18 protein-coding genes and 3 pseudogenes are annotated in these 21,475 nt (G+C 57.3%); 12 read left to right on the top strand and 9 right to left on the bottom strand.

Annotated elements, in window-relative coordinates; all coding sequences use genetic code 11:
• Window positions 1–5 precede the first annotated feature (5 nt).
• The 4 genes and pseudogenes from DQ405_RS27480 to DQ405_RS12800 form a co-directional block, all read right to left on the bottom strand.
• Window positions 6–1,181 (bottom strand): hypothetical protein, encoded by a 1,176-nt coding sequence (locus DQ405_RS27480; RefSeq protein ID WP_241729974.1) that lies wholly within the window; start codon window positions 1,179–1,181, stop codon window positions 6–8.
• Complete coding sequence (locus DQ405_RS12810) at window positions 1,174–2,826, bottom strand: hypothetical protein (protein ID WP_126189397.1); 1,653 nt, start codon at window positions 2,824–2,826, stop codon at window positions 1,174–1,176. Before DQ405_RS12810 ends, DQ405_RS27480 begins: the two co-directional genes overlap by 8 nt.
• Window positions 2,823–4,022 (bottom strand): site-specific integrase, encoded by a 1,200-nt coding sequence (locus DQ405_RS12805; protein WP_342030414.1) that lies wholly within the window; start codon window positions 4,020–4,022, stop codon window positions 2,823–2,825. Before DQ405_RS12805 ends, DQ405_RS12810 begins: the two co-directional genes overlap by 4 nt.
• Window positions 4,023–4,225: 203 nt before the next feature.
• A pseudogene (locus DQ405_RS12800) lies at window positions 4,226–4,354 on the bottom strand (tRNA 2-thiocytidine(32) synthetase TtcA); the annotation flags it as partial.
• Window positions 4,355–4,466: 112 nt separating this feature from the next.
• On the opposite strand from DQ405_RS12800, the gene DQ405_RS12795 reads away from it, so the two are divergent.
• The 4 genes and pseudogenes from DQ405_RS12795 to DQ405_RS12780 all read left to right on the top strand — a co-directional run bounded on the left by DQ405_RS12795 (window position 4,467) and on the right by DQ405_RS12780 (window position 7,223).
• Window positions 4,467–5,096: a DNA-J related domain-containing protein gene (locus DQ405_RS12795; protein ID WP_168424592.1), complete on the top strand. Its 630-nt coding sequence runs from the start codon at window positions 4,467–4,469 to the stop codon at window positions 5,094–5,096.
• A gap of 138 nt (window positions 5,097–5,234) precedes the next feature.
• Window positions 5,235–5,834, top strand: coding sequence for a Yip1 family protein (locus DQ405_RS12790; protein WP_168424591.1), 600 nt, complete (start codon window positions 5,235–5,237; stop codon window positions 5,832–5,834).
• A gap of 172 nt (window positions 5,835–6,006) precedes the next feature.
• Window positions 6,007–6,673: pseudogene (locus DQ405_RS12785) on the top strand (Yip1 family protein).
• Between the two features lie 55 nt (window positions 6,674–6,728).
• Window positions 6,729–7,223 (top strand): SprT family zinc-dependent metalloprotease, encoded by a 495-nt coding sequence (locus DQ405_RS12780; RefSeq protein ID WP_168424590.1) that lies wholly within the window; start codon window positions 6,729–6,731, stop codon window positions 7,221–7,223.
• Between the two features lie 14 nt (window positions 7,224–7,237).
• Here the strand turns inward: DQ405_RS12780 and DQ405_RS12775 are convergent, their stop codons facing one another.
• Entirely contained in the window at window positions 7,238–8,494 is a 1,257-nt protein-coding gene (locus DQ405_RS12775; RefSeq protein ID WP_168424589.1) for an MFS transporter, read from the bottom strand.
• A 237-nt stretch (window positions 8,495–8,731) separates the two neighbouring features.
• Between DQ405_RS12775 and napE the strand changes: the two genes are divergently transcribed.
• The 8 genes from napE (at window position 8,732) to DQ405_RS12735 (ending at window position 15,036) form a co-directional block, all read left to right on the top strand.
• Complete coding sequence (napE, locus tag DQ405_RS12770) at window positions 8,732–8,902, top strand: periplasmic nitrate reductase, NapE protein (RefSeq protein ID WP_342030417.1); 171 nt, start codon at window positions 8,732–8,734, stop codon at window positions 8,900–8,902.
• 76 nt (window positions 8,903–8,978) lie between these two features.
• On the top strand, window positions 8,979–9,239 hold the full coding sequence (locus tag DQ405_RS12765; RefSeq protein ID WP_168424587.1) for a chaperone NapD: 261 nt from the start codon (window positions 8,979–8,981) through the stop codon (window positions 9,237–9,239).
• Window positions 9,236–11,740 (top strand): nitrate reductase catalytic subunit NapA, encoded by a 2,505-nt coding sequence (gene napA, locus DQ405_RS12760; RefSeq protein WP_168424586.1) that lies wholly within the window; start codon window positions 9,236–9,238, stop codon window positions 11,738–11,740. The genes DQ405_RS12765 and napA overlap by 4 nt, the downstream gene beginning before the upstream one ends.
• A gap of 11 nt (window positions 11,741–11,751) precedes the next feature.
• The gene (locus tag DQ405_RS12755; protein WP_168424585.1) at window positions 11,752–12,234 is read left to right on the top strand and encodes a nitrate reductase cytochrome c-type subunit; all 483 of its coding nucleotides are present in this window, start codon (window positions 11,752–11,754) and stop codon (window positions 12,232–12,234) included.
• A 10-nt stretch (window positions 12,235–12,244) separates the two neighbouring features.
• Window positions 12,245–12,841, top strand: coding sequence for a cytochrome c3 family protein (locus DQ405_RS12750; RefSeq protein WP_168424584.1), 597 nt, complete (start codon window positions 12,245–12,247; stop codon window positions 12,839–12,841).
• Between the two features lie 212 nt (window positions 12,842–13,053).
• Window positions 13,054–13,848: a dienelactone hydrolase family protein gene (locus DQ405_RS12745; RefSeq protein WP_168424583.1), complete on the top strand. Its 795-nt coding sequence runs from the start codon at window positions 13,054–13,056 to the stop codon at window positions 13,846–13,848.
• 352 nt (window positions 13,849–14,200) lie between these two features.
• Window positions 14,201–14,635: a hypothetical protein gene (locus DQ405_RS12740; protein WP_168424582.1), complete on the top strand. Its 435-nt coding sequence runs from the start codon at window positions 14,201–14,203 to the stop codon at window positions 14,633–14,635.
• Window positions 14,635–15,036 carry an META domain-containing protein gene (locus tag DQ405_RS12735; RefSeq protein ID WP_168424734.1) on the top strand — a complete coding sequence of 134 codons (402 nt, stop codon included), beginning with the start codon at window positions 14,635–14,637 and terminating at the stop codon, window positions 15,034–15,036. The genes DQ405_RS12740 and DQ405_RS12735 overlap by 1 nt, the downstream gene beginning before the upstream one ends.
• A gap of 341 nt (window positions 15,037–15,377) precedes the next feature.
• Here the strand turns inward: DQ405_RS12735 and DQ405_RS12725 are convergent.
• The 4 genes and pseudogenes from DQ405_RS12725 to DQ405_RS12710 form a co-directional block, all read right to left on the bottom strand.
• Window positions 15,378–19,768: pseudogene (locus DQ405_RS12725) on the bottom strand (DUF6701 domain-containing protein).
• The gene (locus DQ405_RS12720; protein ID WP_241729972.1) at window positions 19,768–20,205 is read right to left on the bottom strand and encodes a hypothetical protein; all 438 of its coding nucleotides are present in this window, start codon (window positions 20,203–20,205) and stop codon (window positions 19,768–19,770) included. Before DQ405_RS12720 ends, DQ405_RS12725 begins: the two are co-directional and overlap by 1 nt.
• The gene (locus tag DQ405_RS12715) at window positions 20,186–21,067 is read right to left on the bottom strand and encodes a PulJ/GspJ family protein (RefSeq protein WP_168424579.1); all 882 of its coding nucleotides are present in this window, start codon (window positions 21,065–21,067) and stop codon (window positions 20,186–20,188) included. The genes DQ405_RS12720 and DQ405_RS12715 overlap by 20 nt, the downstream gene beginning before the upstream one ends.
• A partial coding sequence (locus tag DQ405_RS12710) for a prepilin-type cleavage/methylation domain-containing protein (protein ID WP_206678905.1) occupies window positions 21,058–21,475 on the bottom strand: 418 nt, incomplete at its 5' end. The genes DQ405_RS12710 and DQ405_RS12715, both read right to left, overlap by 10 nt.

The raw sequence follows: 21,475 nt of genomic DNA, 5'->3' as shown, positions 1-21,475 counted from the left end.
TCCTGCTAAAGCTGCACTTCTTGTTTGCGACACGGACAACTGATCTTTAGGCCGCAATGAATAAATCGGTTTTTTTCGAAAAAATGGCCTCTTTGACTTTTATAGGTGGAAGTCAGATCAACTCCTTCCTTAAGGATCGGAACGCAATCATTAGCCCCATAGAACCCTAATGCATAACCCAATGTGAAAAGATTGGGCCGCTGCGCTAAATTTAAATTCCTCTTTAGTTCTGGCGCTATCTCGAACCCACCAAGCAACGCTTTCAAGCTTTGGTCCGGGTTCTCGTAGAATCGACATAGAATTCTCGCTGGCTCGCATGCTTTGTAAAAGAAGTTCATGGCTTTCTTTATCGGATCAGCGAGCACCGCAAGTATGTGGTTCTTGTTGTTCCCGTAGCCTTTACTTCCAATCCAGTCGAGGTAATAAACTGGCTCTCCATTGCTTTCAGAGTAACAATGCAGTCTTTGTTTAGGAAGAACAGGTATTTCCGCAGAAGTTCGATTAGGCGACGCCAGCGACAGCGTTCCAAAAGTCACTACTAAGGCATCATGGATTTTTATCTCTTTACCAGGGCGCAGCGAGCCATGTTCATCCACATACTCAAATACAGTAGAGAAGATGTCGGCTAGCGCAAGCACTGCTTGGATATCTGGAAGTTTCTCCAGCGTATTGTCAAACGTGGCATGTCCCGTCCTGTCTCTGCTGTCGCTGCCCTTCAGGTTGACCTTTCGCATCACCCCCTTTTCAGCGCAGAACGCGAGAAACGGCCGCAAGCGGTCAGCTGAACGCGCCCCCAAATTAAGACTGGTGATTGTGCACTCTGATTGCTCATAGAGATCACCATCCATGAGTGACAACAATTTCCTAGCTACCGACGTCCGAATTTTTTTCTCGTTGACGGAAAGTGGTGTGTTCGTTGTTTCTATGATCCACACTTTTATCAGGTGGTCATAGGGGTAAGGAAGGGCGTATATGGGATGGTTGCCGGCGTTGCTTTTGCCCTTACGCCCATGTACACCACACAAGAATCTGGTTCGGCGGCCAGTATTGGGGTCCACGTGATACCAGACCAAATCATCAAACTCCGCCTTCTTGCCGCCATGTCCTTCAAATTGCGCTAGCTCGGTTTCGCGATATTCGTTGATGAGCCGCTCCAATCGGCCAAGGTATTTGTTAAGCATTGATTGTGCGCTGCCTTGCGAGTTCTTCATCGCAAACCATTATTGTCTGCTTCACCCAAACAATCTGTCTCTCCAGTTTTTCAATACTTCGGGCGTAAATAGGACTAACTAGGGAGTTGCGGTTTGCAGCAAGCTTGCCCTCTGCATCAGCCAATACCGACCTGTGATCAGCTTCTAGCATCGGACGAAAGTTTGGGCACCCATAACACCCCAATGGTCTCCCTAAAACAGTTGAACAGGTCGCGCAGGAATGCTTGTTGAGTGCCCCACCAACAGGGTTGAACTTATTGTCGACAATGACCTCATCGCCTTCCGGAACGACAGTTAAGGTATGGCTAAAAGCCTTCTTTAGAAACTCATTTCCGATATACTTTGTGTCAATCTCTCTCCTAGATACATAATCCAAATCTATGTAATGCCTTGCAGCCGGCACGGTGACACCTGTCATCTTGGCCAATTGAACGGCGGGCAGACCATTTTGAGCACCGCGAGTTAATACGGTGTGACGAATTCTATTGGAAGTAGCCATACATTCGACAGTTCGATCAGAGGCAACCGGAACCCATCTCATGGCGTGTGCAACTGCAGTCTCCGATATGTGGTAGGCAGTAGACTTTGGCGTAAACATGCTTTTGAACAAATCTAAAGAGTCAAATCGCACTTTAAAAAAATCAACCGCTGGAAACATAGGCATATCATTCATGAGGCTCAAGAGTTCAGATTGATCCACTTGAATCTCTGCTGAGTCCATCACTAGTCTGAGCCCTTCCAATACCACCCGTTTATAGTCTATAAGAACCCCTGAGATATATTCGGAAAGATGTATTGGATAGCGCTCGGGCCGCTCCCTTGAGAATTGTGCGCCCTTAGACTTAACTATGAACACTCTAAGCTGCAATGTTTGCCCCCCTACCGTGCCGATTTCGTCCACAGGAAGAATTCCCGCGTCGCGAAAACTCGCACCCGAGGGGATCAAATCAGACCATTTCAATAGCGCAATTTGAATTGGCCGCCTTACGATGGAGAGCAACAACTTGTTAGTGACTATATTTCTGAGCCGCGCATATAGCCTCGGCGACTGAAAAAACAAAAGATCCCGACTGGCGCCCCAGTCGAACTCTTGTATATTTTCATTGATCTGCCTGGCTAACGAGTCAAACTCAATATCGCTTAGTGCCCCAATGGAAGGATCAAGAGTATTGTCTTTACCCTTGTCCAAATGTGTCCGCGTATACTTGTGATATTCTTCATACCGTGTATTACCTTGCCTAGAGAGCGTCCCAAAGAACTGATTGAGCCCCTTCTTATTGTTTGTCTGCAGCCCACTCCATATAGATTTAACTCTGGCTAAGGACGGAATGCCATTCAACATAAATGGCTTTACATTGCAAACGATACCTGACGCCGTACTCGCAGCCTTGGTTCGTACGTAGTCCACAAATACACTCAGAATTAAGTTTTTATCATCATCTGGCATGTTAGACGAATGAACCCAGTCAACGCACAACCGTTTTCCTTTTCCATTATTCGGCAGTAATATCCATACATCCTCCGAGGTATTTACCATCAGGCCAGATTTGGCCGTAATCCATGAGCCTTCATTAGTCAGAGACTTAAAAACTTCCCGCCTCTTCTCGCGAGTCATTTTTGCGGATCCACTCTTTTTTGATGCGCCATTGATATCTCTCTCGTCTTCAGCGCAATTCGCTTTTCATTATATCGTCTGTTCTGAGTCGTATTTTGCGACCAGCCCATGGCATATTTTCTAGCATCCTCAAGCAAAGCCGGATTGACCCCAAGCGACTCCCCTTTCTTATCAAAAATTTCATTCCATTTGTGGCGCAACAAATGAGGATGGACATGAAAGCCCAGCGACCTAGAGAGCTTTTGAAATATTGCATTTATTGCCTTTAAAGAAAGAGGCTGACCCGCAGTGCCTTTAGAGTCATTTTCGCTGACAAACACGAAGTCATGGAATTGCGCACGAGGAAAGACAATACGAACGTTGTCAATATAGAACTTAACCTTCTCCAAAAAACCTGGATCAACCGAGGCGAAGTGTGCTTTTGTCTTTTGATTGGGTTTTTCAGAGCGCAGATCTGTTGGATCATTTGCAGATCGATAAATAGCTAGCTGATCGTTAGTGCCATGAAATAGACAGTCAGAAATCTTCAATTTTGCCAGCGCACCTCTTCTGATGCCGCTTAGGACTAGCAAATTGACGATCAAGTAATTCCTCACCCTAGATGCTTTAAAGGGATTATTAGGAGAGGACGGCATCACCATCTCTAAAAACTTTACGAAAACGTCATCCGGGATCACCGATTCCTCAGGATCGCCAACATGTTGCCCTCCATTCTTGCCAAGGGCATCTTCATCTAACCTAATTTCTGCAATAAGCCCATTAAATTTATTTTTTGTTTTTTCGTCAGCATCTTGCACTTCGTGAAACTCATCGAACAACCATAAAAGAAATTGTCGAAGTCGTCTGATGCGACCTTGCAAGGTTTCGCTAGCGACCTTTGCCATCCCTTTCTGATTGGCAACAATGATGTTCCTTAGATGTTTATCATTTATATCTAGAAATCTTATATTTATACCTTCATCACCAGAACCCTTACTTAAGCAGCATCTGTCATAGAACTGCATGTACTCCATCTGGGAGATAAAAATGCCCGACGCAACTCGTTCGGGTAGGTCAATATTTTTTTCCGAAAAGTACTGCAGCACGAACAGCAGTTCATTTGCGTACCTAAATCTCGTATTGGCCGATTTAGCAGATAAAGCACCAGTGAGGTAGCAGGAAACATACGGATCAATAGGGCAATCCGCTTCGTCCACTATCGACACGAAGGGCAACGAATTGAATTGGTATCGTTTGACTTTCATAATTGACAAAAAAGCTAGTCCAATAACCGATTTAGTTACAAACTAGTCCATAAATGAGTTCTGTCAAACGAGAGGAAAGGAAAAGCGACGGAAGGCGGGGCTTACAGGCAATGTCTACAGGTTTATAGGCTTTACAAATATTTTTTTGGTTATAACTTGCCGCCGGACAGGCATACCATGACCTTATCGCCTTCCTCGATCATGTTGAAATCGGTGACGGCCTCGCCGGCAAGGCGGCGCAGGCGCTTCTGCAGTTTGTTCTGGTTGACCGAAAGGTTGCCCATGTCAGGAATCCGGTGGAATGCGAAAGGCGCGCATTTTACGCGCAAAGCACGCTGCGCCCTACCCCATTCATCCAGCTCTTTGCGCTACTGGCGCTGTGCTAGGCTTGCCAGCATGAACGATGACCTCGAACCCGAGATGGACCTGGCCGAGCAGATCTTCGCGCTGCTGCGCGAGCAGCCGGAGGGCTGCAGCGAATACCAGCTGATTCAACAGCTCAAGGCCCGTCACAGCACGCACATTCCCAACCTGCCACTACTCGACAAGCTGGTGCTGTTTCGCACCCATTTCCTCGTATTCAACGCGCTGTACCGTCTACGCGACCAATTATGGGGCGATAGCCGGCACAACCTTCAGATTTCGCCATTGTGCGTGCAGCTCCAGGCCTATGTACCCGGAGCCAGCGGTGTCGCCGAAAACGACCCGCTGCGCGAGTACTACCTGGACATGACCAACCTGCGCGACACGGACGAAGAGGAAGTGGAACGTCTGCTGGCAAGCTTCTGGTCGCGGATGCGCGGAGACGATGTCGGCGAGCGGAACGAAGCCTGGGACCCGGAGCGAAAGCGTGCGGCCCTCGAGCTATTCGAGCTGGACCAGGAGGCCGCTTCGCTGAGTCTGCATACGATCAAACGACGCTACCGCCAGTTGGTGAGCATCCATCATCCAGACCGGGGTGGCAGCACCGCGCGGATCCAGTCAATCAATCTGGCGATGGAAATACTGGAACGCTATTACCGCTGACGCGATAGCTTCCAATCGCTCTAATGGTGCCCGGTGCGCCGTACCGTCAACTTCCTATACTGCGACTTAAGGTCGCACGCCCGTCCAACTGACGGCACGCCAGGCGAAGCGACCCTCCAAAACCGAGGAGACGCTGGCATGATCAATCACGTTTGGGGACTGTTTGCTCACCCTGGCCAGGAATGGCAGGAGATCACTGGGGAAGAACGCAACGTCGGGCACCTGCATCTTGGGGAAGTGCTAATACTCGCGGCGATACCCGCCATATCGGCATTCATTGGCACTACCCAGGTCGGCTGGAGCATCGGCGGTGGGGACGCGGTGAAGCTCACCGAAAGCAGCGCGTTTCAACTCACCCTATTGTCCTATCTGGCGATGCTGGCAGGCGTCGCGGTAATGGGTGGATTCATCCATTGGATGTCACGCACCTACGACGCCAATCCAACCCTCGTTCAGTGCGTCGTGTTCGCTGCGTACACCGCCACGCCCTTGTTCGTCGGTGGCCTTGCCGCGCTGTATCCGCATATCTGGCTGGGAATGATCGTCGGCACGGCAGCTATCTGCTACACGACCTACCTGCTCTACGTGGGCTTACCGACCTTCATGAATATCCCTTCGGACGAAGGCTTTCTGTTCTCCAGCTCGATACTGGCCGTCGGGCTGGTCGTGCTGGTGGCGATCATCGCGCTGTCGGTAATCATGTGGGGCATGGGAGTCGGCCCGATCTATATCCGCTAATCTGCCCAGACCGCCGCCGGCGCGATCCACTCGCGCCGGCTAGCCCATCCTCCGCAACCCATCATCTCCTATCTTTCTCCCGCCTCGTTGGCGGTCATGGTTTGAATCCCTGTCGCGCTTGAGCGTCTATACCAGCAACAACACTGCTCAAGCATCGGCATCAGGAGGCTCCATGACCCCAGAATTCATCAGCTTATTCACCCGGCCGCGACCGTGCCTGGGAGGTCATCCGTCAGAAGGAAGATGCCCATAGCCTGCACTATCTGATGCATTTGCTGCTGCTGGCCTTGATCCCGGCGGTGTGCCTGTTCATCGGTATCACGTTCGTTGGTTGGAGCCTGGTAGATGCGGAGCGTGTGAGGCTCGACTTCGCCAGTGCGCTGCAGCTGTGCCTGCTGCTCTACCTCGCCATCATCATCGGCACCGTGATCATGGGATTTTTTGTCCGCTGGATGGCTCGCGCATTCGAAGTGCGGCCAACCCTTAACCAGTGCATCGGCTTTATCGCCTACGTAATTACTCCGTTCCTGGTCGCGGGTGTAACGGGCCTGTATCCGAACCGCTGGTTCGCGGCCATCGTCCTGCTGATCGCCGGCATCTACTCGACTTACCTGCTGTTCACTGGCCTGCCCGCTTTCATGCGTCAGCGCAGCTCACAAAGCTTTCTCTATGCCAGCTCGATCTGGGGTGTCGCTTTGCTGGTGATAGTGACCGTGCTGGTGTCCATGATTCTATTCTGGTCACAGTTTCTTGAGCCGAACTACGAGCGCACCGTGCAAGAAAATCAGAGTTACGGCACCCAGGAGGAACGCCCCCAGGAGGAACCCGGCGGTCTCTGAACGGTTGTCAGCCTTGCGTATTACGGCATAATTCCGGGCTTCTTCGGAGGCCCTTATGCCCGAACAGCTTCATGCCCGTGTCGAGGCCTGCTACCAGCAGGCCGAGGCCTTCTTCAACAAGCGATTCGAGCGCCCGCAGATCAGCTTCAAGTTGCGCGGACAGAAAGCCGGCGTTGCCCACCTCAACACCAATCTGTTGCGTTTCAACCCTCAGTTGTACCGGGAAAACCGCGAGCACTTCCTCAAGCAGACCGTGGCCCACGAGGTCGCGCATCTGGTCGCGCATCAGATGTTCGGCGGCGGGATCCGCCCTCACGGGGAAGAATGGCAATTGATCATGCGGGGCGTTTACGAACTGACACCTGATCGTTGCCACAACTATGCGATAAGCCACCGGCAGGTCAGCCGTTATATCTATCGCTGCGCCTGTGCCAAGCAGGACTTCCCGTTCACTCCGCAGCGCCATGCGCTGGTGCGCAAGGGGCGCCGTTATTTCTGTCGTAGCTGCCGCGCCACGCTGGTTTTCAGTGGCGAGCAGCGGATCGAGTAGCCCGACTGCCCGCGCTACAGGCTTCTGGCCCGCCAGGCCGCGATCACGAACAACGCAGCCAGTACCACCATCAGCGGTAGCCAGCCTGCATGCTCCCAGACGTAGCCGGCGGCAAAGCCCACCACACTCGATCCCAGGTAGTAGGCACACAGATACAGCGCCGATGCCTGTGCCTTGGCATCTTTGGCATGCGCGCCAACCTGCCCACTGGCCACCGCGTGTGCAGCGAAAAAGCCGAGCGTGAATAGCGCCAGTCCCGCAACGATCGCGACCAGCCAGGGCGTTGCACACAAACCAACCCCCAGCAACATCAACCCGACACCACCTTGAAGTACAGCTTTGGCCCCCAGACGCGGAACCAGGCGCCCGGCCCAACCGGCACTGAAAATTCCTGCCAGATAGACGATGAACAGTAGACCGATTACCGTCGAAGAAAGACCGAACGGTGCACCGGCCAGACGGAAACCGATGTAGTTGAACAGCGCGACGAAGCCGCCCATCAGCAGGAAGGCCTGCAAGAACAGGTTGCGCAAGATCGGGTTGCTCAAGTGCTGAGCGAAATTGGCCAACAGCCGACGCAACGATAAGGGCTGCGCCTTGAAATGACGCGATGCCGGCAGCAACCAGACAAACAAACCCAGCGCGACCAGCCCCAGGCCGGCTATCCCGCCGAGCGCCAGCTGCCAGCCGCCAATATCGCTCAATAGGCCCGACAACAACCTACCCAGCAGCCCGCCAAGAGCAGTCCCGCCGATGTACAAACCCATCGCCGCAGGCAACGACTCGGGAGCGAATTCCTCACCGACGTAAGCCATCGCCAGTGCCGGCAAGCCGCTGAGCGCAAGTCCAAGCAAGGCGCGCAGCACAAGCAGCAATGTCCAGGACTCGACCAGCACGCAGGCGAGCCCAAGCAGGCAAGCCAGCGTCAGCGCCAATCCCATGACCCGCTTGCGTCCCCAGCTCTCTGCCAGGCCTCCGGAAACCAACAGGCAAACGGCAAGCGACAATGTAGTCAACGACAACGCCAGGCTACTGTTGGCTGCCGATACGGAAAAATGCGCAGCCAGCAGCGGCAGCAGCGGCTGTACGCAATAGAGCATGGCGAAGGTAGCGAAGCCGGCGCAGAACAACGCCAGCGTGGCGCGACGGTAGGCCGATGTACCTTGGGTAAGATGGGCGGAATCGAGCGAATCAGTAGGCATGCGTTTTACCTGGCACCCGTTGCTTGCGAACGAACCCAAAAAAGCCGCGCAGGCTAGCACAGCGAACATCCCCGTGCGAAACCATCCATACGCGATCCACTCACGGTCTTATGAACACCTCCGGAACTACCCCAGCGCTGCCAGCCCGCCGGCAAATCGGCTCGCGCATTGCGAGATAGTTGAGCTAGATCAATAGAAGTGTGATCAATGCTTATAACCTTAGGTTAGCTGACGGATGACTTTGAATAAGCCGTCGAGGCTTCCTAGACTTCCAGCACAACGGCCGGAGATAAAAAGGTGACCGCAGTGGTGCATGAAACCGATCCCTCCCCTGTAGGTAAGCCGGAAGAAACGAGGCTGTTCGTCTTTCTGCTGGTTTTCCTCTTCCCGCTTCTAAGCGTCGTAACAGTAGCCGGCTACGGTTTCATCGTCTGGATCAGTCAGATGATCTTCGGTCCTCCCGGCCCGCCGAGCTGACCAATCAGGCGTCACCCGCTAACCCAATAATTACCTTTAGCTTGCCGCGCGCTACGCAGGCGGAGCCTTACCAAAAATGAACAACGCTCTGCATATCGCCAGCCTGCTCGTGCACTGCCGCCCTGAGCTGCTCGAAGCCGTGAAACGAAACCTGGTGCTGCTGCCCGGAACCGAGCTGCATCAGGAGAACGCCGCCGGCAAGCTGGTGGTTGTCCTCGAGGCCGAGCACGAAAGCCGCATCCTAGACACCATACGCGATATCCAACAGATGCCCGGCGTCCTCAACGCTGCTCTGATTTACCACGAACTCCTCTCACCCGAAGGAGAGCCTGAATGAGCCTCACACGACGTCAATTTGCCAAGGCCAATGCCGCGGCCATCGCAGCCAGCGTGGCGGGCATGCCGATCGCCACCAGCGCCAGCAATCTGGTTACCGACCCCGAGGCGACGGCGCTCAAGTGGCACAAGGCGCCTTGCCGTTTCTGTGGCACCGGCTGCGGAGTCATGGTCGCCACCAGCGGCGACCGCGTGGTGGCGACGCACGGCGACGTCAAGGCCGAGGTAAATCGCGGCATCAACTGCGTCAAAGGCTACTTTCTGTCGAAGATCATGTACGGCACCGACCGCCTGACGCAGCCGCTGCTGCGCATGAAGGACGGCCAGTACGACAAGCAGGGCGAGTTCCAGCCGGTGAGCTGGGAACAGGCCTTCGACATCATGGAAGAAAAGTACAAGGCAGCCTTGAAAGCGCACGGCCCAAGCTCGGTCGGCATGTTCGGTTCCGGCCAGTGGACCGTGTGGGAAGGCTATGCGGCCAACAAGCTGATGAAGGCCGGCTTCCGTTCCAATAACCTCGACCCCAATGCTCGCCATTGCATGGCATCTGCGGCCGTTGGCTTCATGCGCACCTTCGGCATGGACGAGCCGATGGGCTGCTACGACGATATCGAAGCCGCAGACGCCTTCGTGCTCTGGGGTTCGAACATGGCCGAGATGCACCCCGTGCTCTGGACCCGAGTGACCGATCGCCGCCTGAGCGCGCCGCACGTCAAGGTCGCGGTCATGTCGACCTTCGAGCATCGCAGCTTCGACCTGGCCGATATCCCGATGGTCTTCAATCCGCAGACCGATCTGGTGATCCTCAACTACATCGCCAATCACATCATTCAGAGCGGAGCGGTCAATCAGGACTTCGTCAAGAACCACACCAAGTTCGCCAAGGGCGCGACCAATATCGGCTACGGCCTGCGTCCGACCGATCCGCGCGAGTTAAAGGCCGAGAACGCCGCGGTCGCCGCCAGCTGGACCGATATCAGCTTCGAGGACTACGCCGAGTTCCTCAAACCGTACACGCTTGAGCACGCCGCGCATGAGTCCGGCGTCCCCGCCGAGCGCCTGAAGGCACTGGCCGAGCTTTATGCCGACCCCAAGACCAAGGTGATGTCGTTCTGGACCATGGGCTTCAACCAGCACACGCGCGGTGTCTGGGCGAACAACATGATCTACAACATCCATCTGCTCACCGGGAAAATCAGCGAGCCCGGCAACAGCCCCTTCTCGCTCACTGGCCAACCCTCGGCATGCGGTACCGCGCGTGAGGTCGGCACCTTCTCCCATCGCCTGCCTGCGGACATGGTCGTCACCAATCCCAAGCACCGCGCGGCGGCCGAGAAGATATGGAAGCTGCCTGCGGGCACTATCCAGGAAAAACCCGGCTTTCATGCCGTCCAGCAGAGCCGCGAACTGAAGGATGGCGGACTCAAGGTCTACTGGACTCAGGCTTCCAACAACATGCAGGCCGGCCCGAACATGATGCAGGAGACGCTGCCCGGCTGGCGCAACCCGGAAACCTTCATCATCGTTTCCGATGTCTACCCCACCGTGTCCGCCCAGGCCGCCGACCTGATTCTTCCTGCTGCCATGTGGGTTGAAAAGGAAGGCGCCTACGGCAACGCCGAGCGCCGTACGCACGTTTGGCACCAGCTGGTCAGTGCCCCCGGTGAGGCGCGCTCCGATCTCTGGCAGCTGATGGAATTCTCCAAGCGTTTCACCACGGACGAGGTCTGGCCAGCCGACCTGCTGGCCAAGGCGCCGGAGCTGAAAGGCAAGACCTTGTTCGAGGTGCTGTTCAAGAACGGCCAGGTCGACAGCTTCCCGACCAGCGACATTGCCGAGGGCTACCGCAACCAGGAATCGGAAGCCTATGGCTTCTACGTGCAAAAAGGCCTCTTCGAAGAGTACGCCCAGTTCGGCCGCGGCCATGGTCACGACCTGGCCGATTTCGATCGCTACCACCAGGAACGCGGCCTGCGCTGGCCGGTCGTCGATGGCAAGGAAACCCGCTGGCGCTATCGCGAAGGCTACGACCCCTATGTCGAAAAAGGCACCGGCGTGCAGTTCTACGGCTACCCGGACAAGAAGGCGATCATTTTCGCCCTGCCCTATGAGGTCCCGGCCGAGATACCCGACCAGGACTACCCGTTCTGGCTGAGTACAGGCCGTGTTCTTGAGCACTGGCACACCGGTAGCATGACCCAGCGGGTCGATGAACTGCACCAGGCGGTTCCCGACGCGCTGGTGTATATGCACCCCGATGATGCCCGCGACCTCAAGGCGCGTCGTGGCAGCGTGGTCAAGGTCATCAGCCGTCGGGGAGAGATGCAGGCACGTGTCGAAACACGCGGGCGCAACAAGCCACCGAAGGGCCTGATCTTCGTGCCCTTCTTCGATGCCAACAAACTGATCAACAAAGTCACTCTCGACGCTACCGACCCGATCTCCAAGCAAACCGACTACAAGAAATGCGCCGTGAAGATCGAAGTGGTCAGCATCGCCTGAGGAGAGTCGCCATGAAATTTCGTCTACTGCCTTTGACGCTCCTCGCGGTGCTTGGCCTGGCGGTCGCCGCCGGGCCGGACTATCCGCTGGATGCCCCTGCCCCGGACGGACGCCGGCCGGGCGGAACCATCACTCAGGAGTTCACCCCGCCGCCTCTCAAGGATGAGGAAAACAAGGACCTCAAGCGCGAGCGCAACTATCCCGAGCAGCCGCCGACCATCCCGCATACCATTCGCGGTTATCAGGTCGACAAGAACAGCAATAAGTGCCTGTCGTGTCACAGTCGCGCCAACAGCGCACGTACTCAGGCGCCAATGATCAGCATCACGCACTTCACGGATCGCGATAGCCAGACGCTGGGCGCCGTCGCCCCGCGGCGCTATTTCTGCACCCAATGCCATGTGGTGCAGCACGACGTGAAACCGCTGGTGGAGAACGACTTCGAGAATATCGACGAGCTCCTGTATCGCGAAAACAAGCAGAACGAACAGTGAGGACGCCTGAATGAAGTCGATACTGTCGTTTCTCAAGCGGTATTGGACGGTCCTGCGCCGTCCGAGCGTGCATTACAGCCTGGGCGTGCTGACCCTTGGCGGGTTCATCGCCGGCATCATCTTCTGGGGCGGTTTCAACACCGCATTGGAAGTGACCAACACCGAGGCCTTCTGCATCTCCTGTCACGAGATGGAAGACAACGTGTACATGGAGATCAAGGACACCATTCACTACACCAACCGCTCCGGGGTACGCGCAACCTGCCCGGATTGCCACGTCCCGCATGAATGGACGGACAAGATTGCGCGCAAGATGCAAGCCTCCAAGGAGGTCTGGGGCAAGATCTTCGGCACCATCAACACGCGCGAGAAATTCCTTGGCATGCGCCGGGAGATGGCCGAGCGAGAGTGGCGCCGCCTGAAGGCCAACGACTCATTGGAGTGCCGCAACTGCCACGACTACGACTTCATGGACTTCACGCGTCAGAGCAAGCGCGCCGCTGAGTTCCACTCCACGGCGTTAGGCAAAGGCGAAGCAACCTGTATCGATTGCCATAAGGGCATCGCTCACCGCCTGCCCGACATGCATGGCGTACCGGGCTGGTAAACAACAGGATTAAGGCGCCGCCAGGATGGTCGGCGCCTTGCCTACACGGACCTGAACCCGCAAACCGATAAGCGCCCACCTGGCCAACCAGCGCCTCGGCAGGCACGCTGCCTGTCTCCTCCTCCCGTGTCGTTGAACAACCTTGTTGCGTGTCAGTCGAACTCCGGCTATCTATCGGATCACTTCGACGTCACTACAACAAGGAGTCCACCATGCGTTATCGCCTGCTCGGCGCACTGATGGCTGTCAGCGCCTTCGCCCAAGCCGAAATCCAAACCCAGGAAATCCCCTATACCGCGGCCGACGGAACCAAGATGGTCGGTTATTACGCCTACGATGACGCAATCGAAGGCAAGCGCCCCGGCATTGTGGTGGTACATGAATGGTGGGGCCTCAACGATTACGCCAAAAGCCGCGCCCGGGACCTCGCCGAGCTTGGCTACAGCGCGCTGGCGATCGATATGTATGGAGAGGGCAGGAATACCGAACACCCCAAGGATGCGATGAGTTTTATGAAAGCCGCCTTGGCTGATGCCGACGCTGCCAAGGGCCGCTTCAATGCCGGCCTCGATCTGCTCAAGCAGCAACAGCAAACTGACGCCGCCAAACTTGCAGCGGTCGGCTATTGCTTCGGTGGCAAGGTGGTGCTCGATATGGCGCGCCAGGGCGTACCGCTCGAGGGTGTCGTCAGCTTCCATGGCGCACTGGCGACGCAAACCCGTGCTGCCCCCGGCAGTGTCAAAGCGCGCGTACTGGTCGAACACGGCAGTGCGGACAGCATGGTCAGCGCCGAAGACGTGGCGGCATTGAGCTCCGAAATGGTCGCGGCCGGTGCCGACTACCAATTCGTCAGCCTACCCGGCGCCAAGCACGGCTTCACCAATCCCGGTGCGGACAAATTCCAGGAAAAAGGCGTAGATGTGGCGTACGACAGAGCCGCAGACGAACGCTCATGGGACGACATGCAGCGCTTTCTTGAGAAAACCTTCGCGGTTACTCGCCCGTAATCTGGATGGAAGCTAGATCAAACCGAGCCTTGCTGCGAATCGTCTGGATTTCGGCTGTACGGCCATTGCATGACGCGGAAAGACAACTGTAACAGCAGCACGGTCCGCGCCTTCCCTTCGGGGCGCGGGACTCGCGGCCCGTGCGGTGCAGCTGGCTTCATCGCCAATACACCTTCCAACCCAAGTGCTTTGCCTCGCGCCGCCGGAGTGGATCGTCTCGCCGATCATGAACGCGCACCCGGGTTCGCACCCGGAGTGCAGACCAAGCCTCCGTCCAGCCCGCCTTCAGCACCTCTCCCGTGCTAGCATTGCCGCCCACCGCAACTTCCCTCATTCCAATCGATCGCGAGTCATGGCCGAACACGATTTCCGCTACACCCTGCTCAACCCCGGACACACACTGACTGAATGTCGCGCCCTCGCCCCGGGCCGCTACCAGGTCACCGGCAACGGCGGCAACGTCCGCTCGGGCGATGTCCTGATCGTCACCCTCAAAGGCAGTCGCGAGCTCTCCCAGCGTCTGACGGTCGACAAGGTGCGCCATTTGATCAACCCACCAGGACAGTGGATGGCGGTGGCGAGCGGGCCAGTGTTCAAAGAGCTGGCGATCCTCAATTGGCAGGTCGACTGCGATGGCTGCGGTAAGCGGCTGGATTTCGAGTTCGCGGTGGACGCCGCCAAAGGCGAAGCCGCCCGTGCCCCAGCGGCCGAAGCGCGAATCGCCGAGAAGGGGTGGCAGAGCGACGCCGGTCGGCACCTGTGCCCGGCATGTCAGGAGGCCAAATGATGAAAAAGCTCGTATTGACCGGCCTCGCCGTGTTGTCTGTAAGTGGCTGCTCGGTCGAACCGCTCACTCTTCAGCACGATGTCACCTATATCGCAGAATGGATCGGCGACGAGCCCGTGGTAGGCCGCAATCCTGTCTCGCTGACCTTCAGCGAAGACCGTGCTTATGGCAACGCCGGTTGCAACCATTGGTTTGCGAACTACCAACTCGATGACCGACAGATCCGCTTCAGCGAGGTGGGCAGTACGCGCAAGATGTGCGCCGAGCACATCATGAAGCAGGAGCAGCAATTTCTGGAGCTGCTTTCACGCGTCGAGAGATGGGATGTATCGAACATCGATCAGCTGCGCTTCTGGCCCGCTGAAGGCGCCCCGCTGCGCGTCTGGCCGGAACAGAACTGAGCTGCGCTAAAGCGGAGCACGGCACAGAGAAAACGCACTCCGAGCAGGCGCGACCTAGCTGTCATGCCCGGGCGTGCCAAAGTGCCCGGCACCCGGCCAGACCGCGACCAGCCCGCCTGTCGTGCTCCCTCGCACGCTGAAGCCCGTGTAACTACTGCGCTCCGTCCGGCCATTAAATATATGTGATGAGCATCCCGACCAGGCGCTACGACACCGACCCGAAGCTGGCACGGCCAATGCAAAGAGCTAGGTAACCGGTTTCGGGGGCCCTGGTACAGGCAGGCCAGGGATTCCCCTCTTTATTCTCACCCGAAGGGCCGCAACAGCGGCTCTTCAGCGTTTTAGCGATAAAGCTCGCGACGGAAGATCAGCGGCCTCGACCCTGAATAAATGCCGAAGCTCGCCAAACCTGCAGCCGATTCCCGTCCCTCGCCAGTCCAGTTGTACTTGAGCCATTCGGGCATGGACGGCAAAGTAACCCTGACAGTCCCCTGATTTCCCTGACCCGGCGCACTCAAACCAAGAATGCCCTTGCCTCCCTCCAGGACGTTAACAGTGGCTAAGATGTCCCCCTGCGTGAGGTCGCCCGTGAACGCTTGCAGTGACGGCTCTCTCACCGATTCCGGACCCGTGCAATGGTCATTCTCCGGCCTGAAGCCAGCCGCGGTGCCGAGTGGCTGCCATGTCTCGATCGTTACCGGCAGCTCTAGGCCTTGCAATTCCGAACCATGAGCATTGCCGAGCGAAAGCCGGCCAAGGCGCACCTCGCTACCTGGGCTTTGCGCGAATTCATAGCTGTACGATTTACAGCCAGATCCCGCTGAGGAATGACAAGCTCCGTCCAGATCTGTAAGACCGGCAGCCGTAACCGTCTGCCCTACGGCAGCAACGAAGGGAAGATCGTCCAGCGAAGGTGCCGCCGCCGGCTCGTAGCTCAGCTGCTCGCCGACCCAGCGATATACCCGCGAGCCATCCCCGTCATCCGCGCCTTCAACAAGCAAATGGGGGGTGCCTCGCGCAATCAATCTGTCGTCCAGCGCAATTTTGCCGACGATTGAGTGATACGCCTCGCGGGCCGGCGAGCCGAGCCGCCAGAATGGGCCGCGATCATAATTCTTCGTGACCGACCCAGCGCTGTTGTAGCCGGTCACCGTCAGCTGCGGCTCGAGCCCCGGTGCGAAATCTATCGGCTGCCCTGATAGCTAAATACGGAACAGCTCGGCGCCAGGCTGGCTGTTGCGGTAATTCCCAGACGGGCCGGAATGAAGCGACCGATAAGGTTGCTGGTGCCCCCGTCAACAGGCTCGCCGAAGTAGGTGACGCCTTGGCGCGGACTGGCAATCAGCTGAAAAATGCCAACCTCAGAAACGCTTTGAGCAGTGACGGTGCTAATTTCGCCAAGCACATGATCGTAAGACGGCACGCTAAGTAACCCAGGACCACCGTCGTCTGGCGCCATCAGCGTATGCTCCAACCTGAACGCACCGCTCGCGGCACTTAGTGCAAAGTTCGGTGTGGTGATGTTATCCGCCAGCGCCTGCGCAGTCCGTAGCTCACTGTCAGAGCCGCCCCAACCGACCGCCCGGAAGCGCACCGGAAACGGCTCTCCTGCGGCGATGAACATAGGGCATTCATCGATCGTCAGCCCATTGCAACGCTCATCCGCCGCACGCTCGTCGATATCCGTCTCGATATGAATCCCGTAGGGTTTACTGATAAACAGATCGGCACCCTGCATGACCAGTCCCTGCTCATCGCCCTCGCCTGGCGCATACCGAACATTGAGATTCATCCTTCCTGCATCGGGATAATTAACTGTTAGTGAAGCCTTAGCCTCGGCATCGAACTTCAGCCTGATCGGGGTAAACCCAGACGTTGAACCAGCCGACGTCGTCATGATCGTCGTGTCGTTGAGGCTAACCGCTTGAGCACCAGTGATTGGCGAATCGTACGTGGCATTGAAGCCGATGGTTTTTGTTCCTCCAGCAAACCCGGCAATGCATTTCTGCGGGTCTTTGGCATCGGCCTTAACCGCACGCAACCAGACCTCGGGCTGAGGCCGATTCGCGATCAGCGTCGGTACGTCGACGATAAAACCACTTTCCACGCCCACCAGCTTGCACCCCGCTGTCGAACAGGCGGTTTCGCCAAAAGACAAGGTCGGGGGTGTCGATCCACCCACGCCGATCGTTGCCTCCGCTGCTCGGGTCACCTGCACCATGGCCTTGGCCGTGCCGCCGGTGAAACTCAGTTGGTTACCGCCTTGCCATACCGCGTGATCGGCAGTCAGCGTCGCCGTTACTGCCTCGCTGTAGACCTGCGAGCAGTCGGCATTGAGGCAGGCAGTCACCGTCACCTCCTGGGGGTTGCAGGTCAGTGAAGGCGTGGAATAACGCAAGTCGAAATGATGTATCTGCTCGCCAATGGGCTCGATGTCAGTGGCGCAAATGTTGAGGTTGTCAATTTCGTGGATGTTGCTCGACCCTCCTGTAGAGCCGGTCAGGGACAGATAGAAGCGCTCCGGCAAAGCCGCCTGGCTGTTACCGCTGGCCATGACGTTGTAGCGATCCAGGTTTGGCAGGATCTCAAAGCTTGAGCCTGTCTTTCGTTCCACCGTGACCAGCACCTGACCTTGGGTGCGCGCATCAATGGTCAAACGATAGCGATGACCCCGTGAGGCGCCTCTACTCGTTGCGTCATCCACCTCCGGATTCAGAGAACGCTCGGTCCCTCTGAGATATCGGTAACCGGCCAATCCGTTACCGGATCCACGGACGCTCACCGAGTCACGAATCAGCGCACTTCCGCCTATACGACCCTCGGTGGGGTTGGAAAAGTTGCCGTACTCATCGACGGCTATCCCAAGCCAGCCACCGGCAAAGCCATTAACCTTATTGCTGTTGTCGTTGAGCTGCGCATAGCCCAGCGACCCGCCAAACCCGCCCGGTTGCGGCGTTTGTGTGGCATCCGACAGGATGATCGCGATGCCATCAGCGCCACTACCGTTGTAGGCGTAGTAATCGAACTCCACCTGAATGAAGTTGCCTTGCGCGGGGAAGAGTCGCTGCAACGCCGACGCGGTGGAGACGTTGTTTGCGTTACTGGTCAGACGCAAGCGGCCCGAGTAAACGGCCGGTGTAAAGGCCGTCTTGCCGCGACTGGAGACAGCCCAATCAGTGCTCAGTCCATCGTCGAAATTGTCCCCAAAACATTGCAGGCGACGCGAACACTCATGGCGCTCTTTTACCAGATCAGCAATTTCACTGGCGCTGAGCGCGCCGTCATAGATGCGCAGCTCATCCAGCTCACCGTTGAAATGCCGACCAGACAGCTGGTCCCATCCAAGTTGCAGCGGATCGGTATTGGTGACGGGTGTTCCAGCGAAGGTTGCTCGCCCGGCTTCGACACCGTTGATGAAGATACGCTGGTCGCCCGGCGTGTAGCGGACCAGGACGTGACTCCACTGCCCGACAGCTAGCGCCTTGTTGCTATTGAACTGGACAGTTGCGGCCGGCCCGATGGTCTGCCACCACCAGTTCACCGTGCCGTTGGCGTTGAGATGAAACTCGTAATTCTCGTCTTTCGAAAGAATGCTCATCAGGCCGCTCGCCGGCAGGCTGCGCGGTTTAACCCAGACACCAATCGCGAAACTGTCACGCAGGGTCAGTAGGTCATCGTGCGCTGCCTGCAGGTACTGGCTGGAGCTGGCATCGAAGCTGCCATAGCCACAGGTTCCCTGCGAGTTGTTGTCCTCAGGCAGTGCTGGCGCAGCAGATGCAGTCGTAGCGCCATTGATGGCGCGTCCCACCAGGCCGTTACCAGAGGCGTCCTTGATCTCCCCCGCCGCTCCTGTCCATCTTGCTTCATCCAACAACCAACTCAACCGCAACTCAGCCGGCTTAGTGCAACTACCTACTGGGGCAACATAGCGGACAGCGGCATTCGATGACAGCGAGATATCCGCTGCCGTCACCGCACCGTACAACCTCACAGAGTCGCCGATTACCACGTCGCGTTGGCTATATACGTAGCCGCTAAATGTCGTAGCCGTATTGAACGTGACGGCGTTGTAGCCGTAGAGGAACAGCTTGCTGGCCGAACCGGCAGTTTCATTCCCCGGCGAGTTGTACAGCGAGCGATAGCCCAAGTTCGGAGCGTCGCGCACGAACAAGCGCACGCGCCCATTGCCGACAACCTGGATTTGCGACTCTGTGCCTGTCTCCAACGACCCGACCCAGTAATCACCAGGTGAAAGCCTTAGTACGGCCCGATAGCCAACTCGCAGCTGGGCCAAGTAAAAGCTCTGTCCGCTGCTGTTGATCGTCAACTGAGCGTCGGTGCCAATGTCCACGGTGCGATAGCGGTTCAGGCCATTGCCCGGTAGCGTTCGGGTCTCCTGATAACCCACGTTGAAATCCGTCGTGCTGGCATAGCTTTGAAAGCTCCCTGGAGACTGCGATGGCCCGTTGGCGTTGATCGCTTCGCACTGACTCGTCGTGCAAGTCGGCGCGAACCACGACCACCAGTTCCGGGTGATAGTGCGGGCGTGCAGTCGTGCATCGGGACTGTTCTGCAATTGCGCGTAGTAGCCGAAATCTATCCGGCCACGATTGTGGCTTTGCAGGCCGTCTGGGAAGTTCTCCGAGCAAATCCCTACTTCAGCGCTCCAGGCAAGCGCTGACCAGACCAGACCAACACAGGCGGCAAGCACATAATGGAATACAGTTTTCATCAAGGCTTCCTTTCCACCACTGCGCTGAGCTTTCGATAGGCGTAATCCGCCCTCGCACCCGGTTGGCCGTTTTGTGCGGTGGCTACGAGGCGGTACAGGGTAATGTTTCCCCCATCTGCCTCTGGATACACGTCGGAGTAACACTCGACCAGCAACGCAAACTCATCGAGGCCGCTCCCTGCCAGCGTCGGCGAAACGTTCTGATCGCAGGCGCCCCCCTCAATCGCTCGTGAAATACCCCATTCCAGGCCAGCGTTGGCCGCCTGGAATGCGCGCGCCTGCTGAATGGCCAGGCTGACGGTTCCGTGCTGGGCGGTCGACAGCCGTGCCATCGTCAGAACGACCACTGTCACGATTACTATCAGAAACAGCGCCGCGACAAGGCCGAAGCCGGCCGAGCGGCCCGAGGTGAGGCGATCAGGGCGCATTGTCGACATGGACCTGCTGTATCAATTGAAGGGTTTCGCCGGCCTGGGTCATGCCGAGCGACAGGCTCAGCAAACCGCTGCGCTGCGCCGTACCGGCTCGATAGCTGAACTGGCATTGGCTGACATCGCCGGCAAGCAATCGTGGAGCCGAACCTGGCGGTGGAGTCGATGGCAGGCTAGCCAGCAGCTCGGAGTAGCTATAGCGAATCAATTGGCCATTCTGGCAGCGATAACCCACCACGTGCTCGGCCAGGTACAGCCGCCGTTGCGGTGAAGCGAACGCGAAACGAAAGCCGCCAGCGGGCAGGTTGCCCAAGGCGATGAGGGACTCACCTGCCGGCGCCCCATTGCGCAGAGCAAAAGTCGTCCCGGTCGGAGTAATGACGCCTGGATTACCCCCTGCCCATGCATTTGGCCCGGCTACCGGCGCAGCGCCGGATTGCGCGCCGACGTTATAAAGCACCAGCCAACGCGCGCCGGATAGGTCGAGCGAAGGAGTGAGAACCTGCACGGAATCGCAGGAGGCGTCGGCCGTGGTGCTCCCGCAATTGGCCGAGGCCTCGTCAAAGCGCAAACCTTCGCTGTCATTGCGGTTGGGCCGGTAGCGACCTGCGCTGTGGATCAACAACAGTTCGAAGGCCTGCCCGTCCGGGGTGACCCGTAGCGAGTTGGGCACGGCTAGACGTACATCGCGGGCCATGCGCTGCAGGGCGCCTGCACCGAGGTCGACCAACGCGGCTCGACGGCTTTGCGCCGTGAAGCTTTCCATCGGACCAGACAGCACAGTGGAAATCATCACCGCCACCAGCCCGGCAAGTGCGATGACCATGATCAGCTCCACCAATGTAAATCCCCGACTCTTCACGGACATTGGCTTGTTCCTGAGCTGTCCGTCTCGCCATAGCAAGCCCGATAGCCACTGAGCACCAACCGGCCGCCGGCCGGATCGGTTACTCCGACCTCAATATGCAGCACCGGCACCCCGCTCCAATCGCTCGGCCCGCTGACTGATACCGTCACGCGGTACGCAGCCAGCCCCGCGATTGCAGTTCCGAACGCATCGTGCGGCGCTTCCGAAAGGTCTGTGTAATCACGTACGTCGTTGTAGCAGGCGCGCGCAGGACTGCAGCCTGCATCTGGCTGCGAAGCGAATCCCTGGAGTTCGATCTCCTCCAGATACGCCTCAGCAATCGCCAGGCTCTGTTGGCGAAGCATGGGGTCGGCCGAGCGTCCAGTAATCGCAGCCAYGAATAAGCGCAGCTGCGGCGATACCGACGTA

It is taken from the genome of Pseudomonas sp. SST3 (assembly GCF_003325755.1).
Note: the sequence above shows the minus strand (reverse complement) of the source record. Positions and strands in the feature narration are given on the sequence as shown.

Bases quoted from the DNA above. Each gene is read 5' to 3' on its own strand.
- DQ405_RS12755 (WP_168424585.1), top strand. From the start codon at position 11,752: ATGAAATTTCGTCTACTGCCTTTGACGCTCCTCGCGGTGCTTGGCCTG.
- DQ405_RS12740 (WP_168424582.1), top strand. From the start codon at position 14,201: ATGGCCGAACACGATTTCCGCTACACCCTGCTCAACCCCGGACACACA.
- DQ405_RS12790 (WP_168424591.1), top strand. From the start codon at position 5,235: ATGATCAATCACGTTTGGGGACTGTTTGCTCACCCTGGCCAGGAATGG.
- DQ405_RS12765 (WP_168424587.1), top strand. From the start codon at position 8,979: ATGAACAACGCTCTGCATATCGCCAGCCTGCTCGTGCACTGCCGCCCT.
- DQ405_RS12720 (WP_241729972.1), bottom strand. From the start codon at position 20,205: ATGTCGACAATGCGCCCTGATCGCCTCACCTCGGGCCGCTCGGCCGGC.
- napA (WP_168424586.1), top strand. From the start codon at position 9,236: ATGAGCCTCACACGACGTCAATTTGCCAAGGCCAATGCCGCGGCCATC.
- DQ405_RS12795 (WP_168424592.1), top strand. From the start codon at position 4,467: ATGAACGATGACCTCGAACCCGAGATGGACCTGGCCGAGCAGATCTTC.
- DQ405_RS12750 (WP_168424584.1), top strand. From the start codon at position 12,245: ATGAAGTCGATACTGTCGTTTCTCAAGCGGTATTGGACGGTCCTGCGC.
- DQ405_RS27480 (WP_241729974.1), bottom strand. From the start codon at position 1,181: ATGCTTAACAAATACCTTGGCCGATTGGAGCGGCTCATCAACGAATAT.
- DQ405_RS12735 (WP_168424734.1), top strand. From the start codon at position 14,635: ATGAAAAAGCTCGTATTGACCGGCCTCGCCGTGTTGTCTGTAAGTGGC.
- DQ405_RS12715 (WP_168424579.1), bottom strand. From the start codon at position 21,067: ATGTCCGTGAAGAGTCGGGGATTTACATTGGTGGAGCTGATCATGGTC.
- DQ405_RS12810 (WP_126189397.1), bottom strand. From the start codon at position 2,826: ATGACTCGCGAGAAGAGGCGGGAAGTTTTTAAGTCTCTGACTAATGAA.
- DQ405_RS12780 (WP_168424590.1), top strand. From the start codon at position 6,729: ATGCCCGAACAGCTTCATGCCCGTGTCGAGGCCTGCTACCAGCAGGCC.
- DQ405_RS12745 (WP_168424583.1), top strand. From the start codon at position 13,054: ATGCGTTATCGCCTGCTCGGCGCACTGATGGCTGTCAGCGCCTTCGCC.
- DQ405_RS12775 (WP_168424589.1), bottom strand. From the start codon at position 8,494: ATGTTCGCTGTGCTAGCCTGCGCGGCTTTTTTGGGTTCGTTCGCAAGC.